13 protein-coding genes are annotated in these 14,862 nt (G+C 56.7%); 4 read left to right on the forward strand and 9 right to left on the reverse strand.

Annotation, left to right across the window (positions count from 1 at the left end; genetic code table 11):
• Positions 1-120: 120 nt before the first annotated feature.
• The 4 genes from BTN45_RS18495 to BTN45_RS18510 all read right to left on the reverse strand — a co-directional run bounded on the left by BTN45_RS18495 (position 121) and on the right by BTN45_RS18510 (position 5,006).
• On the reverse strand, positions 121-1,575 hold the full coding sequence (locus BTN45_RS18495; protein WP_207590454.1) for an HlyD family efflux transporter periplasmic adaptor subunit: 1,455 nt from the start codon (positions 1,573-1,575) through the stop codon (positions 121-123).
• A gap of 500 nt (positions 1,576-2,075) precedes the next feature.
• The gene (locus BTN45_RS18500) at positions 2,076-3,113 is read right to left on the reverse strand and encodes a response regulator (RefSeq protein WP_042935498.1); all 1,038 of its coding nucleotides are present in this window, start codon (positions 3,111-3,113) and stop codon (positions 2,076-2,078) included.
• 4 nt (positions 3,114-3,117) lie between these two features.
• Positions 3,118-3,555 (reverse strand): response regulator, encoded by a 438-nt coding sequence (locus tag BTN45_RS18505; protein ID WP_004445914.1) that lies wholly within the window; start codon positions 3,553-3,555, stop codon positions 3,118-3,120.
• Positions 3,552-5,006, reverse strand: a complete 1,455-nt coding sequence (locus BTN45_RS18510; RefSeq protein ID WP_037092065.1) for a CHASE3 domain-containing protein — start codon at positions 5,004-5,006, stop codon at positions 3,552-3,554. Before BTN45_RS18510 ends, BTN45_RS18505 begins: the two co-directional genes overlap by 4 nt.
• Before the next feature lie 210 nt (positions 5,007-5,216).
• On the opposite strand from BTN45_RS18510, the gene BTN45_RS18515 reads away from it, so the two are divergent.
• A complete protein-coding gene (locus BTN45_RS18515; RefSeq protein ID WP_006699868.1) occupies positions 5,217-5,591 on the forward strand; it encodes a response regulator in 375 nt (124 codons plus the stop codon).
• A gap of 44 nt (positions 5,592-5,635) precedes the next feature.
• On the opposite strand, the gene BTN45_RS18520 is transcribed toward BTN45_RS18515, so the two are convergent.
• From BTN45_RS18520 to BTN45_RS18540, 5 genes are all read right to left on the reverse strand, one after another.
• Complete coding sequence (locus BTN45_RS18520; RefSeq protein ID WP_207590455.1) at positions 5,636-6,628, reverse strand: HWE histidine kinase domain-containing protein; 993 nt, start codon at positions 6,626-6,628, stop codon at positions 5,636-5,638.
• 13 nt (positions 6,629-6,641) lie between these two features.
• Positions 6,642-7,097 carry a response regulator gene (locus tag BTN45_RS18525; RefSeq protein WP_207591675.1) on the reverse strand — a complete coding sequence of 152 codons (456 nt, stop codon included), beginning with the start codon at positions 7,095-7,097 and terminating at the stop codon, positions 6,642-6,644.
• Positions 7,090-9,300 (reverse strand): ATP-binding protein, encoded by a 2,211-nt coding sequence (locus BTN45_RS18530; protein ID WP_207590463.1) that lies wholly within the window; start codon positions 9,298-9,300, stop codon positions 7,090-7,092. The genes BTN45_RS18525 and BTN45_RS18530 overlap by 8 nt, the downstream gene beginning before the upstream one ends.
• A 119-nt stretch (positions 9,301-9,419) precedes the next feature.
• The gene (locus tag BTN45_RS18535; RefSeq protein WP_207590465.1) at positions 9,420-10,460 is read right to left on the reverse strand and encodes a cyclopropane-fatty-acyl-phospholipid synthase family protein; all 1,041 of its coding nucleotides are present in this window, start codon (positions 10,458-10,460) and stop codon (positions 9,420-9,422) included.
• The gene (locus tag BTN45_RS18540) at positions 10,457-11,245 is read right to left on the reverse strand and encodes a DUF1295 domain-containing protein (RefSeq protein ID WP_207590466.1); all 789 of its coding nucleotides are present in this window, start codon (positions 11,243-11,245) and stop codon (positions 10,457-10,459) included. Before BTN45_RS18540 ends, BTN45_RS18535 begins: the two co-directional genes overlap by 4 nt.
• A 188-nt stretch (positions 11,246-11,433) precedes the next feature.
• On the opposite strand from BTN45_RS18540, the gene BTN45_RS18545 reads away from it, so the two are divergent.
• From BTN45_RS18545 to BTN45_RS18555, 3 genes are read left to right on the forward strand one after another with little or no spacing between them, the layout of a single operon-like run.
• Positions 11,434-12,807, forward strand: a complete 1,374-nt coding sequence (locus BTN45_RS18545; protein WP_207590467.1) for an NAD(P)/FAD-dependent oxidoreductase — start codon at positions 11,434-11,436, stop codon at positions 12,805-12,807.
• Entirely contained in the window at positions 12,804-13,622 is an 819-nt protein-coding gene (locus BTN45_RS18550; protein ID WP_077985821.1) for a DUF1365 domain-containing protein, read from the forward strand. The genes BTN45_RS18545 and BTN45_RS18550 overlap by 4 nt, the downstream gene beginning before the upstream one ends.
• Positions 13,609-14,841 carry a cyclopropane-fatty-acyl-phospholipid synthase family protein gene (locus BTN45_RS18555; RefSeq protein WP_077985822.1) on the forward strand — a complete coding sequence of 411 codons (1,233 nt, stop codon included), beginning with the start codon at positions 13,609-13,611 and terminating at the stop codon, positions 14,839-14,841. The genes BTN45_RS18550 and BTN45_RS18555 overlap by 14 nt, the downstream gene beginning before the upstream one ends.
• The last annotated feature ends 21 nt before the right edge of the window (positions 14,842-14,862 follow it).

Consider the following 14,862-nt stretch of genomic DNA (forward strand, 5'->3'; position numbering starts at 1 on the left):
TCCCAAAAGCCGCGCCCGATAGCGTGCGCGAATGAGGCTGCTTCGACTGTGTGAAACAGGTGGGTCGCCCTGCGGGCGTCGTGGACGCGCCCGCAGGGGCTTGCCCAATCCATGCGGGTGTCAGGATTGGGTGCGCGGTGCTTTCGCGGTGGCATCTGCACCGCTGATCGCATGCTGCGTGATGATATCCGGCTTTGTAGTGGGCGCCGCTATTCCCGGCGGCTGTTGCGGCTGCTCGCCCATGCCCATCTGCTCGAATATTTTCTCTCGTGATGTCTCGATGAGCGTCCAGGCGGCCTGCCTCACGTCGGGCATTTCGCTGGCGGATGCCTGCGCAAACTGGAAAAGGCTTGCCGATGCCTCATGAACATATTCCCGGGTCTTGCCGAGCCATTCGCGCGGCAGACTTACACTCACCCAGGTACCGACCGAACAGACGCCGTTTTTCACAAACTGGCTCTCGGATGTCCCGGCCATGCGGATATAAGCGTAAAGCTCCCGCCGCTCCGTGGGGGGAAACGGTACGGCATAATCGAGGTCGACGCGTTCGGTGGTTCGGGGCACCAGGCGCTCTACCACCCCGTCCGCTTCCTGCGCCCAGGCATCGGCATTTACCTTTACCCTTGAACCCACGGAAAGGGCCTGCGCCTGACGTTCGGAAAAAATTGCGACGACGAAAGCGTTGCGACAGTCGAGCGCCTCCGCCAAGGTGTCGCCGGCCACCACTTCACGTCCCGTCACGGCAACCGGCTTATAAAGCGTCGTGCCCGGCGGAATGGCGAGATCGGCGCGGGTCAGCCTGTCGATACGCGCGGCCTCCGCGGAGGCAAGCGCTTCGAGTTCGCTTTTCCGCGTCTGCATGGTCGTCATCTGCATCTGGATTTGCAGCAGATCGGCGGACCTCGTGCGGATTTCCTGCTGAAGATTTTGCAGGGATTGCAGGTCGGAACCGATATAGATGCCCTGGCGCGCGAAGCTCATTTCCTTGTTCAGCTTGTCGACGGCAACTTTCGCGGCCTGCAGTTTTGTATCTTCAAGTTGTATCGTATCGGCGATGTCGTCGCCAATTCCGAAATAAACGCCCTTGGCAACCAGCTTCTGTTTGCGCACCGCTTCTGCTTTCGCGATGCGGGTCGAATAGGTCACCATCTGCAAAGCAGCCTTTGCCGCTTCAAGGTCGGATTCTGTTCTCTGCAGTAAAGCCGCTTGCTGGCTGAGAAGATCATTGTTCAGATTGTCGACCCGGCTAGCATAATCGCCGATAATCGCATTTTTCTGGCGAAGTTCATTGTCGAGTGCCGCCAGTTGCACTTTCAGGCCGATCAGAGTGGTGTTGTCGACCTTGTCGTTTTCAACAGCCGCCCTGCCGTTACCGGATATTTTCACCACGCCACTGATGGGGGTCGTCAGCGGAATGACGGGAGCATTGATCAAGGCGCGGTTTGTCTGCGAAGTGAAGACAGGTGGAAACACGGAGGAGGAAAACACTGTGGCGACAACACCGAGAACAGTATATGAGGCCAGCCTGACCGAGGCGCCTTGAGGTTTTTCTTTATCTCTATTGCGGAACAGCATGGCACGAACTCCTGTTTTGTTGAACAGCATTTCCTCCCGCAGTATTAAAATAGTCCATCAAGTTTTTTTGCAGCGCAACATCGTTAAGATTGCATTAAGACATTTTCCGAAATTGCCGAAATACTATGCATCTGCCGGCTTTATGGACGCAAAATTTCACCCATGAAAACTTCCTGGGTCAAATTTCAGTCGTTCCATATTAGCTGTGCCTTTATAGCGGCAGCCGGCACCCGCCTTGTGCACTTTGCTCGACCGGGGCGCACAACCTGAGAATGTACCGCGTTTCCACTATGGCAGAGAGAAAAATTTTAAAGAATCGCTTTGGCGGCAGGTCGCTCTGCTCTGAGCGCCGAAAGCGGCTTCACTCTTCCGTGCTTCGGGCAAAATATTTTGACCATTCGTTCGCGCTGAAGGCTATGGGGACGGCCAGGAGGTCCAATCGCTCTCCGCTAGACAGCCGTTATATCGAGATATAATCGCAAGGCACGGCGGCCATGCCGTCACCGTTCATTCCATATCATCGAGAAACGGGTGCCTTTTTTGAGTTCCGGGTGCGTGTGCGTCTGCTCGACCCGGGCGCCAATATTCTGCGCCATCGCCATGATCAGCTTGGTGCCGAGACCGGTGCCGCGAGGGGCTGAATCCGGTTTCACACCGACGCCGTCATCCTCCACAACAAGAATGAACCGGCCGTCCTGGGCGGACAGGTTAATGCGCACTGTGCCTTCTTGATCCGGATAGGCATATTTGAGCGCGTTTGTCAGAAGCTCAGTGACGATGACACCGAGCGCAACGGCATGGTCGGCGTTCAGATCAACCTCACAGAGCGACGTTTCGACCGTGATGGAGGAAGAGCCCGGAACAGCTTGGAACAGGTCGCTTATGATCGAGGTGAGATAGGAATTCAGGGATACGAGCCCCACATTCGCTGTATTGTAGAGACTGCGATGAACGCCGGCGATCGCAGAAATCCGGCTCTGCGTTTCCAGCAACGCCGTTTCTGCTTCCTGGGACTTCAGCGTATTGATCTGCAGCCGGATCATGGCGGAAACCAGTGAGAGACTATTCGCGATGCGATGGTTCATCTCTTTCACCATCATTTCCGCATGCTCTTTGGCCTTTATCAGCAGACGGTCAGCTTCCTCTTTTGTTTGCCGCAGGCGATGGTTTTCAAGCGCCTGGTTGATGGCTGCCAGCAACAGCGGAAAAAAGTCGTCTCCAACATTCTTGATGACGTAATCGGCGGCACCTGCCTTGAGCGCGTCTATGGCGATCTGGGCCTCGTTGGACCCCGTTACGTAAAGAACGGGAACCCGGGCCGGCACCGTCTCGATAGCCGCCAGAAACTCCATTCCCGTCGCCGTCTGAAAATAGTGATCGAGAACGACGACATCGAACTGCCCGTTTTGGAAAAGCTCAAGCCCGGAAGCAACGGACGCGGCATGGACCACCTCCATTCCGTGGCGACCAAGGACGCGGCTCGCAAGCCGCGCCAGAGCCGGGTCGTCATCGACATACAAAACGCGCAGAGCCATCATGCCTTCAGGGTATCTGTATTACGGAAAAGAAAAGGCCAAGATTTTTGATGGCATTCGCGAAGCCCTCATAGTCGACCGGCTTTGTTATATAAACATTCGCACCGAGATCATAGCATTTCTGAATTTCGGTTTCGTCATCAGTGGTCGTCAAAACCACGACAGGCAGACGGCGGGTGTATTCATTGCTTTTGATCTGCTCGAGAATGCTGATGCCGGACATATCGGGGAGATTGAGGTCGAGCAAAACGAGCAGATAGCGATCCTTGCTGACGAGCCCGTCCCTGCTTTGGCCCAGGATGTAATCCAGCGCCTTTGCACCGAGTGTGAACGGCACGATCTCGTTGTTGACACCTGCTCTGCGCACATTTTTCTCGATCAGACGGGCATGTCCCTCGTCGTCTTCGATCATCACGATCGTTACTTCCTGACCGGTCGCTTTCATTTGTCGCCTTCCTTCGTTACTCTTCTGAGGTCACTCGGAAGCAGCAAGATAAATGTGCTGCCTTCCCCGAGTCGCGACTCCACCCTAATGTCACCTCCTAAATTTCTGATTAGCGAACGGACATGTGCGAGACCTATTCCTTCACCGGGCTGGTCCTGTTCGCCCGCCCGACGAAACAGTTCGAAGACACGCTCAAGATCCTGCTCACCGATACCGCGCCCGTTGTCGCCAATTTCAATGGCGATCGCGCCGCGCCCGGCCGGATAGGCGCGTGCCGTTAATCTCAGAGGGCGCCCAGGCATCTGATATTTCACCGCGTTATCGAGAAGATTACCTAGAATCTGGTCGAGAGATATGCGGTCCGTCACGACTGTCAGCTTGGGCGTGTCGACATGAATCTCGCCTCCATTGGCCGTGATCTGGTGGCGCACGGTCTCTGAAAGCGAGGAGAGCAAAGTTTCGATATCGACTTTCTCCGGCTGAAGCTTGCGCTGGCCGTCACGGGATATCTTCAGAATGGCGTTGATCAGCTGGTCCATCTTGCGGGTCGACGAACGGATAAACCCGATGGCTTCGGGTATGTCTTCCTCAACCGCCAGCCGCGCCTCTCGGATCACGTCCTGCGTCAGCGTTTTTCCATCTGCCAGGACATAGTTGGTGACCGGCTTCAGCGACGTATCGAATTCAGAAAGGAAGCCCATGATGTTGACAAGCGGCGCCCTCAGATCATGAGTAACGATATAAGCGAAGCGCTGAATTTCCTGGTTGGCCCGGCGAAGATCGCGTGTTCTTTCCTCGACACGCTCCTCAAGATGGCGATTGAGTTCGTCCACATCCTCCCGCGACCTGTTTAGCGCGCGAATATAAGTAAAGACGAGCAGTATCGACCCGCCGACCACGATGAGAATTGCAACGGCACCGCCAATCGTTACCCAACGAAGTGTATTGGCGGCGCCCAGTTGATCCGCAACGATGACGCGCAGGCGATCGTCGGTATCCGACTGAAGGTCCGACAGAACACTCCTGATCTCATTCATGAAGCGTTTGCCGTCGTTATTTCGAACGACCTCGGCCGCCTCGGTAATGCGACCCGCGCGCTGCAAATCGATGGTTTCGCGTGTCTCGGAGAGCTTTGCGTCGATCGCCTGCTTCAAGCCAGCGAGAGGTTGCTTATATCGCTCTTCCCCTTTCAGAAGATCGAGAAGTCGCGCCTGGCGTTCGGGCAAGCCCTGAAGGGCCTCTTCGTAAGGCCCCAGATATTCGCGATTGTTGGTAAGCAGATATCCCCGCTGGCCGGTTTCGACGTCCTGCATCGTCGTCAGCACATCCAGAATTGCGGCACGGACACGGCGCAGTTCCGCCGTTTCCTGGGAATAGAGATTATTCACCTGCACCAGCCACAAAGATGTGGAGACCATGCCAATCAAAATTGCAACGCCAACAGCAAGCATCAAAAGGCTTCGCTGGGCAAACGGTGAAAAACCAGTCACAGCAGTAACATTCCCGGTAGGCAGTTAGTTCGCGGCACAAACTAGAGTACGCAAGCGACGGATGCGAATGATTTCTTTTTACACAAGGGTGGAACCACCTCGATCTTCAGGCGTTCAGCGCTGTTGGTAAAATGTCCGGGCGCGCCTGCGACCATGTGAATGCGGTAAGCTATGCAATATGATTTTCAGGGAAAGCATATCCTCGTTCTGGAAGACGACGCCCTTCTGGCGATGGATATGGAGGACTTTCTGTCCGACCTCGGTGTCGACGTCATCGGGCCGGTTTCCGATATAGCCGCAGCGCTGGAGAAAATAAGCGCAACCGATCTGGATGGAGCGGTCATCGACCTCAATCTCAAGGGCGAATTATCCTTTCCCGTGATCGAACGACTGAGGGCCGAGAGCATACCTTTCGTCATCTGCAGCGGATATGCCGAGATACCCGGTATTCGCACGCAATTGACAGGGCTGACGATCATTTCCAAGCCGTGCGATTTTGATAATCTCCCGAATGTTCTGGCGACCGAATTCGCGCACACCGGCTAGCGGGAAAATACCCGCAACGTCCGGTAACGCTGATATGCGACACTTCAGTCCAGAGGGAAAATCACCCGATATTTCAGGCCGTTGCGATCATAGCGGATTTCACTGTCGCCCTGCAGCTCGTACTGGGCTCCCCGCGTAACAAGGGTCGTTCCGAAACCGGTCTCCAGCGGAACAGAAATGGGCGGGCCACCGCTTTCATGCCAGCGCAGCTCGATAAGGTCCCGGCCTTCATCGTTACGAAGCCTTTTCCAGAAGACCTGCACCTTCCCGGTCGCTTCTGAAAGCGAGCCGTACTTCTGCGCATTCGTCACCAGTTCATGTAAAATCATGCCAAGCGCCAATGCGGATTTAGGCGATACGCTAACCCCGTCCGGACCGTCGAGCTCGACGCGGCTGGCAAAAGTGTTATGGGGTTCAATTGCCCGCTTCACGACATCCTTGAGATCGGTTTGTCCCCAGTTGCTCTGGAAAAGCAGGGCATGACTTTCGGCGAGCGCACTCACGCGGGCCACGAGCCTCTCTTGATAATCCTCTACGGATGAACTGCCTTTTGCAGTGCGACGAATGATGGAAATGACCATCGCCATTGTGTTCTTGACACGATGGCTGAGTTCGCGGACGAGCAGCTCCTTGTGCATTTCCGCCCGTCTCCGCTCCTCCTTTTCCCGTGCTTCCGCGAGAGCGCGACCCACTGCGGAGGGCAGCCTCGCCAGTCGCTGCTTCAGGACATAATCAGTTGCGCCGCGCCTGAAGGCATCGATCGCCGCGTCTTCGCCGAGAACACCGGAAACGAAAATGAAGGGCGTGTCTGGTCTCGTTTGCATGACGACATCAAGCGCAGCCATGCCGTCAAAGTCCGGCAGGGAAAAATCTGCGAGAATGATATCGAACTGCTGATTTTCCAGCGCCTCGATGAAGGAATTTTTACCCACCGCCCTGGTTACGACAGGGGGCGGAGAGATCCGTGAGAGCTGATCCTCGATCAGTTCGGCATCGACCGAGCTGTCTTCGAGAAGAAGAAGCTTGCTTTGCTCCATCTGCGGCATCGCCTCACGCACCATTGCGGCGCGCGCCCGGCGGCGGTTCGTTCAGCAGGGCCCAGAACACGCCAAGATCCTGTATCGCCTTAAAAAACTGATTGAACTCCACTGGCTTCACCACAAAGGCGTTCACGCCGAGTTCGTAGCTCTTTACGAGATCCTGTTCTTCACGGGAGGAGGTCAGCATGACGACCGGAATATGCTTGAGGTGATCGCTGCCCTTAACGGTTTGGAGGACCTCGAGCCCGTCAACTTTCGGCAGCTTGAGATCAAGAAGAACCACGGTCGGATCGCCGGCAGGCCGGTTTTGGAAGCTACCCGAGGCATTGAGATAATCAAGCGCTTCGGCACCATCACGCGCAATGACGACCTCGTTCGCCAGTTGACATTTTTCCAGCGCAGTTAGCGTCAATTCCAGATCGCGTGGATTATCCTCCACGAGAAGAATAGGTCTGAGTTCAGGCAATTTTTTCCTCTTCAACTTTCGTAACCGGCAATGTGAAGGAGAACGTGGCTCCCTCTCCGACAGTTCCCTTAGCGCTGACCGAACCGTAGTGGCGTTCAACAATTCGTCTTACCAGCGCAAGTCCAATTCCCGTTCCCTCAAAATCCTCTACCCGCTGCAATCTCTGGAACACACCAAAAAGCTTGCTGTAATAGGCCATGTCAAAGCCAACACCGTTATCCTCGACCGAGTAGGTCACGCCACCTTCGGTTTCTGCCGCGGAAATGGTGATAATCGAAACGGGTTTCTGGCGGGAATATTTGATCGCGTTGTCAACGAGATTGTACCACACCTGCCGAAGCAGGGTCGGATCTCCGAGCGATACGGGCAGATTGCCGATATGCCATTCGATCTGCCGATCCGCGATGGAATGAGCGAGGGACCGGCGAACCTCGTTCACGACTTTCTCCATGTCTACCGGCACCATTGTGATTTGCGTGCGGCCGAGTTGCGAGAAATTCAGAAGATCATCCACGAGCCTGCCTGCGCCGAGTGCCGCTTCGGAGATCATCTGCAGATAGTGGAGCGATTTTTCATCCAGGGCGTTGCTGCGTTCGCGCAAGAGCTGGGCGAAACCGACAATATGACGGAAGGGCGCGCGGAGATCATGCGAAACCGAGTAGGAAAATGCCTCCAGCTCCTTGTTGGTCCTCTGCAATTCTTTCGTCAGATCCGCCATTTCCTCCGCCTTGCGCAGGACGATGCCGATGATCGCGCCACGCAACTCCCGCGCCGCTGCAAGCTCGGGGGCTGACCACGGTGAGGCTGTGTTGCGCACCTGCTCTTTCCAGGTTTCGAACGATTTGCGCGGATGAATGCGCCCGCTCTCATGCACTGTCTTGTGCGGATCCCCGCCCCAGCGCACCGTCTTTACGACTTCCGGCCGAAACCAGATCAGCCAGCTTCCGTGCAATTCCGAAACCCGCATCGCGATGATCCCGCTCGCCACGGACGCAAATGCCGCAGCAGCGGGATAATCGCCGGCAAGATTGTCTGTGGCAAACAGGTCTGCAACCTCGCGTTCGCCGAGCCAGCGGATCAATCCTTCGACCTGCTCCTGCGAGGGAGTCTTGCCCACGAGATGGTACTCATCGCCAAAAAGGAGTGCCGCTCCCTCAGCCCCCACCTGCTCCAGCAGATCGTCCTTTTCGCTCTCCCCGCCCAGAAGGCCGTCTACCCATCTTTGTGCCGCCGCCATCCGCTTGAGCAGGCGAGCCTGGACATGACCAAGTTCCAGCCGGCGCGAAGCATCCTGAGAACTTTGCTCCATTGCGATCCGCATCGAAAGGAGCTGGGCGGCGAAATCGCAGGCTTCCCGCACGGCGAGCGAGACGGAGTGGGGGGCGGCGTGATGGCATGCGATCAGGCCCCACAACTTGCCATTGACGATGATTGACACCGACATCGAGGCCGCCGTTGCCATGTTACGCATGTATTCCAGATGAACGGGCGAAACGCTGCGAAGCTGTGAAAGGCTCATATCGAGCACTGCGCCCGTTTCCGAGTTGACCTGCGGCATGACAGGCACGGGCCTGTAATCGACGTCCGGGATCATACGCAGACGGTTGACCGTATAAAGCTTGCGCGCCTGCGGCGGGATGTCGCCAGCCGGGAAGCGAAGCCCGATATATGAAGGCAACGCCCCGCTGCCGGCTTCCGCCACGACATGACCGCTCCAGTCGGGACCGAAGTCATAAATGAGGGTCCGGTCATAACCGCTGATCGAGGAAACAAGCTGTGCAACTCGAGACAGTGCGTCGCTCAGCGACGGCGTGCTGTTGAGATATTGGGCGAGGCCTGTTAACTCGCTCATCAGCGCTTCGGCGGAGTCGCCCGGGCCTGTTCTCTCAAGCTCGACGATGATCACGCTTCCCGACCGATGCGCCGAGACATCGAGTTTTTTTTCGGTCCAGACATATCTGAAGCTGCTGTCGTCACCGGAATACCAAGCCGGTAACGCCTCGATAAAAGGCAATGTTCCCCGGTCTGGAATCACCCCGATCGATAGAGGCGCATCTAGAAAATCCTGCAGGTTATCGCTCGCCTGCACGACGGCCATCTGACGCGCGGACAGCACGAAAAGTGCGCCATGTTGCTGGATAGCGCCGGGAATGTGGATGGGCTCGGCGCCGCAACTATCCAGCTTCGGCGTGACTGAACTCATGACTTTCTCCAGCCGCTCTGTGATCGACGGCCTGCTCAAAACGCGGCCAGCCTAGCCATTATTCTACGGATGTAAACGTTTGCTTACGCGAAATTGTTTCGCCGTCGGCCACGTCCCTCTCAGGTTTCGGCAACAACAGCGGGCTTCATGAGATAATGACCCACACCCCAGACGTTACCGTCCTCGTGACCAAACAGCCCGGCCGTTGCGAGAAAAAACAGACGCCAGCGGCGTTCCCATAACCGCGCGTCAGCGCCATAAACACGCTGCAGGATCGGCCTTATGTGGCCGATTTCCCGATCGAAATTCTCAAGCCAGGCGAGAGCCGTGCGGCGGTAATGCGATCCCGGCCAGTTCCATTCCCTTTCGACGGTGAGAACCCTGCTGAAGCGATGGGGAAGATCAAAAGCGGGCATGATGCCGCCGGTGAAAAAATGCCGGGCAATCCAGTCGGCGGGGTTGTTGTGGTCGAAACGATAGGATCGGCTGCGGTGGTTGAAGACATGGAGGAAAAACTTGCCATCTGGTTTCAGCCAGGCACGAACGCGTTCGAAGAGCACCTGCCAATTCGACATATGTTCGAACATTTCGACCGATACGACACGATCAAAGTGATCGCCGGTCGCAAAATCGTTCATGTCCGCGGTCACCACGGAAAGATTGGACAGACCGCGCTCACGCGCGCGGCCAACGATGGATTCCCGTTGCGACGCGGAATTGGAGACAGACGTGATCCGCGCATTGGGAAAACGCGCTGCCATATAAAGCGACAGCGAACCCCAGCCGCAGCCGAGTTCGAGAATGTCCATGCCGTCCTCCAACTCGGCATGGTCTACCGTCTCGGCGAGAGCAGCTGTCTCCGCTTCATCAAGGCTTGTCTGGTTATCGGGATAATAGCAGCAGGAATATTTCCGCTGGGCTCCGAGAACCAGTGCGAAAAATTCAGCGGGGACTTCATAGTGTTGCCTGTTCGCCTCGTCGGTATGGCTGGCGACGGGGAATTTCGCCATATCCGCCGCAAAAGCCGCCTCGGCATCCGGCGGTATTTTTGCGAGCCGCCGTTTCGTTCTTGCGCAGAGCATATCTATTCCGGCGAGTGTAACGCTGTCGTTGAGCGCCGCGCGTTCTGCGGCATTGATGGCAAAGGCGAGCATATTCATGGCGTTTCCTCGTTTTTGCGCGGCCCCGGAAAGAAGGCGTTGACGCGGCGTTGCAGGGCACGGAATTTTTCTCCGCGCGATTTCAGCATGTGCTCTTCAAGCGGCGGAATGCCGGAGACATGGACGAGCAGCCAGTACATCATGACGGGCGCGGCAAGCGACGCCCAGGACAAGCCGTGCGCCTGAAGGGCCAGCAGCGGCAAGCTGCACCAGAAAAGCCATTCGAAGAAATAATTGGGATGGCGTGAATAACGCCAGAGACCGGTTTCACATATACCGGTTTTCGCTTCGGGGGTTTTCCTGAATTTCGACAGCTGGGCGTCCGAGAGCGCTTCACCCGCCAGTGCAACAAGCGCAACCATGGTGGCGAGAAGATCTATGGTACGCGGGAAAATCCGGTCGTTGCTGGCGGCTAGATAAACAGCCAAAACAAGCACGAAGGCGGCAACCGCCTGTATTTGCAGGAAGAAGAAAAGCCGCCGGGGACCGGTTTCGCCCCATTGCTCCATGAGTTTTGCATAACGCGGATCTTCCCCGCCACCCCGCGTGCGCAGGCCTATGTGTCCAGCAAGCCGCAGGGACCATACGACAACGAGACAGAATACGATACTGCGCCGCCCGCCATCGCCCTCCGCCAGCAACACAGCCAAGATGCCGCCGAGCCCGACGCTTGCCGACCAGACGGTGTCGATCCAGCCGCTCGAGCCGGTCGATCTTTGTAATGCCCAGGCTCCTGCCATCAGCAGCGACATCAGAATGGCAAGCGTCAGGATCACGGAAAACATCACTACTTCTCTCACCACTTTTAATCAATCGAGGCCGGGTTTCGTGATGGCAAATACGGCTTAACCAGCAAAAGAGTTTCAGGGTTCGAAAAAAATTCGAAAAACCGCCTGCCGCTGAAACTTATCAGACGGCTGCTTCGTATCTGCGATGTCCAAAGACAATTTCTACAATGCGATAGCGAGGATCGATGACCGACACCGAAACAATGCGACGAGACAACCGGCGCCGCATCGCGATAGTGGGAACGGGAATTTCCGGTCTGTCAGCAGCCTGGCTCTTGTCGCAAAGGCACGATGTCACGGTCTTCGAGGCGGCAGACCGCGTCGGAGGCCACAGCAACACGGTGACAGTCGATACGAAGAATGGCCCGATCCATGTCGATACGGGTTTTATTGTCTATAACGACTGGACATACCCCAATCTGACCGCGCTTTTTCGAAAGCTGAACGTGCCGACCGCAGCCTCGAACATGTCGTTCGCTGTTTCCCTTGATAATGGCGGCTTTGAATATTCCGGCGGAAACGGATTTGGCCTGCTCGCACAGAAGAGAAATGCTCTAAAACCCCGCTTCTGGTCGATGCTTGCGGACCTCCTGCGATTTTATCGCAACGCCCCGCGTGACCTGCACTCGATGGCTGACATGTCCCTCGACGATTATCTGACGCGTAATCGCTATGGCGCTGCGTTCCGCGACGATCATCTCTACCCGATGGCTGCAGCCATATGGTCCACACCGGCCATGGAAGTAGGCCGTTATCCGGCGGCGCATTTCATCAAGTTCTGCCGCAATCACGGTTTGCTGTTGCTGCGCAACCGGCCGGTCTGGCGCACCGTCGTTGGTGGCTCGCGCGAATATGTAAAACGCCTCACGGCACCGTTTGCAGACAGAATTCGCCTGTCAACGCCAGTGATGCGTATTCGCCGCCTCCCGCACGGTGTCGAAATTACAACTGCGCAGGGCGAAATTGCCCGCTTCGATGACGTGGTCATCGCGACGCATGCGGATCAGGCGCTGGACTTGCTGGCCGATGCGACACGTGTCGAAAAACGCATTCTCGGTGCCTTTGGTTATACTCGAAACCGGGCCGTGCTTCACACTGACAACACCTTCATGCCGCGCCGCCGCGCGGCTTGGTCAAGCTGGAATTATGTGGCCGACACGCGCACCGAAGCGGGCCAGCCCAGCATCACATACTGGATGAACCGGCTCCAGCCGCTCGGCGAAGCCGAGGATATTTTCGTGACCTTGAACCCGGCGCGGGAACCGCATCAAGGAAAGATCATCGCCGAAGAGACCTATCACCACCCCGTCTTTGACGCCGGAACCGAACAGATGCGCCAGGAACTATGGGCCTTGCAGGGCTTGCGAAACACCTGGTTCTGCGGCGCCTATTTCGGTTCCGGTTTTCATGAAGACGGCCTCCAGGCTGGGCTTGCCGTCGCTGAAGATCTCGGTGGCCTGTCCCGCCCATGGAAGGTGGCGGACGACAGCGGCCGGATCATCCGCCTCGATTTGGAGACGATCGCCACGGACACGCGATCCATGGAGGCGACGGCATGAAGCCTCCCCTCGTCTCTGCGCTTTTCCCTGGCCATGTTACCCACGCCCGGTTCAAGCCGAAAACCCACAAACTGGACTATCGGATCTATTCGCTGTTTCTCGATCTCGATGAGTTGGATACGCTGGACCGGAAATTGCGGTTTTTCTCGGTGGACCGGTTCAACCTGTTTTCATTTCATCGCAAGGACCGAGGCAACGGCAGCGGGCTCGGGCTGCGCCAGCAGATAGATGCGGCAATGACGGCGGCAGGCATGACAGCGGATGGAGGGCCGGTGCGCCTGCTTACCATGCCGCGTTTGCTTGGCTGGGCCTTTAATCCGCTCAGCGTGTTCTTCTGCCATGGCCGCGACATGGAACTCAAAGCCATCCTCTGGGAAGTGGACAACACTTTCGGCCAACGGCATTCCTATCTGATCCCCGTAGAGGCCGGCATGGGCGCGGAGATCGTACAGCGCTGTGACAAGGCTTTCTATGTCTCGCCCTTCATGGACATGAACCTTCACTATGTTTTCCGCGTCATCCCGCCTGGGGAGAGGCTGAAGATCGTCATTGAAACATTCGACGATGATGGCGCCGTCCTGACCGCCCGGCATCTTGCCCGAAGGGTCGAACTGACCGATCGAGCCTTGCTGAGAGCCTTTGTCACCATTCCTTTCCTGACCCTGAAAGTCGTTCTCGGCATTCACTGGGAAGCGCTGAAAATCTGGCTGAAGGGGGTGGCGCTGAGAAAGCGCCCGCCGCCACCCGCACAGCCAATATCCTTCGTTCACCCTTCATCGTCGCAAATCGAGGCCAGAATTCATGACCCCGTTTGACAATCTCTCGGAATTACCGGTGCAGAACACCCGCGTCAGCGGCCGTATGGGCCTCGGCACTTGGCTCATCACCCGGCTGCTGAACAATATTCACCGCGGCCGGCTTCGCATCACCCTCCCCGGCGGCGGAACCATCGAAAAATCGGGGACATCGGAAGGCATCGACGCCATTCTCGTTCTGCATAACTGGCGGGCAATCCGCCGTCTGTTCGTCAATGGTGATATTGGCTTTGCGGAAGGCTTCATTGAGAACGACTGGTCCACACCGGACCTGACCGCGCTTATCCGTTTCGCCGCGCAAAATCGCGATGCTTTCACGAAATCAATGCGCGGCAGCCTGCCCATGCGCCTCATCAACCGGCTTGCGCACGGGCTGAACGCCAATACCAGACGTGGCAGCCGACGCAACATCGAGGCGCATTACGATCTCGGCAACGAGTTTTACCGGCAATGGCTCGATCCCTCGATGCTTTACTCCTCGGCGATTTTCGACCTGATGACACCAACCCTTGAGGCAGCGCAGCAGAGGAAACTCGAGCGTATTGCGGAAAAGTTGCAGTTGACCGGCAACAAGGATGTGCTGGAAATCGGCTGCGGCTGGGGCGCGCTCGCCATTCACCTCGCCACGCAGCACAATGCCAACGTGACCGGCATCACCCTGTCGCCCTCCCAGTTGCGCTGGGCGGAAAATGCTGCGGAAAAAGCAGAAAAGGCTGACCGGATCAAACTGAAGCTGCAGGACTACCGCGACGTCAAAGGTCAATTCGACAACATCGTCTCCGTGGAAATGTTTGAAGCCGTCGGCGAAGCCTATTGGCCAAGCTATTTCGGGACGCTGAAGCGCTGCCTGAAACCCGGCGGTCGGGCGGTGCTGCAAATCATATCCATTGAAGAAAACCGCTTCGATACGTATCGGCGCAAGGCCGATTTCATTCAGAAATACGTGTTTCCTGGCGGCTTCCTGCCCTCCGATTCAGCTCTGGAAAAAGCCGTGGGGCAAGCCGGCCTCAAACTCACGGAAAAGGAGCTTTTCGGCCAGTCCTATGCGCTCACACTGGCGGAATGGCGCCAGCGTTTCCATGCCCGGTGGCAGACTATTTCCCTACTCGGCTTCGACGAGCGCTTTCGGCGGATGTGGGACTATTACCTCTGCTATTGCGAAGCAGGTTTTGCCGAGGGAACCATTGATGTCGGCCTGTACACAATAGAACACGGATGAGGCGGGACTAAAAAACGGAGA

Origin of the sequence: Rhizobium sp. ZX09 (genome assembly GCF_017357485.1) — a bacterium.
GTDB classification, from domain to species: Bacteria; Pseudomonadota; Alphaproteobacteria; order Rhizobiales; family Rhizobiaceae; genus Agrobacterium; species Agrobacterium pusense.

Bases quoted from the DNA above. Each gene is read 5' to 3' on its own strand.
- BTN45_RS18505 (WP_004445914.1), bottom strand. From the start codon at position 3,555: ATGAAAGCGACCGGTCAGGAAGTAACGATCGTGATGATCGAAGACGAC.
- BTN45_RS18530 (WP_207590463.1), bottom strand. From the start codon at position 9,300: ATGAGTTCAGTCACGCCGAAGCTGGATAGTTGCGGCGCCGAGCCCATC.
- BTN45_RS18545 (WP_207590467.1), top strand. From the start codon at position 11,434: ATGACCGACACCGAAACAATGCGACGAGACAACCGGCGCCGCATCGCG.
- BTN45_RS18515 (WP_006699868.1), top strand. From the start codon at position 5,217: ATGCAATATGATTTTCAGGGAAAGCATATCCTCGTTCTGGAAGACGAC.
- BTN45_RS18520 (WP_207590455.1), bottom strand. From the start codon at position 6,628: ATGGAGCAAAGCAAGCTTCTTCTTCTCGAAGACAGCTCGGTCGATGCC.
- BTN45_RS18510 (WP_037092065.1), bottom strand. From the start codon at position 5,006: ATGCTTGCTGTTGGCGTTGCAATTTTGATTGGCATGGTCTCCACATCT.
- BTN45_RS18500 (WP_042935498.1), bottom strand. From the start codon at position 3,113: ATGATGGCTCTGCGCGTTTTGTATGTCGATGACGACCCGGCTCTGGCG.
- BTN45_RS18495 (WP_207590454.1), bottom strand. From the start codon at position 1,575: ATGCTGTTCCGCAATAGAGATAAAGAAAAACCTCAAGGCGCCTCGGTC.
- BTN45_RS18535 (WP_207590465.1), bottom strand. From the start codon at position 10,460: ATGAATATGCTCGCCTTTGCCATCAATGCCGCAGAACGCGCGGCGCTC.
- BTN45_RS18550 (WP_077985821.1), top strand. From the start codon at position 12,804: ATGAAGCCTCCCCTCGTCTCTGCGCTTTTCCCTGGCCATGTTACCCAC.
- BTN45_RS18540 (WP_207590466.1), bottom strand. From the start codon at position 11,245: ATGTTTTCCGTGATCCTGACGCTTGCCATTCTGATGTCGCTGCTGATG.
- BTN45_RS18555 (WP_077985822.1), top strand. From the start codon at position 13,609: ATGACCCCGTTTGACAATCTCTCGGAATTACCGGTGCAGAACACCCGC.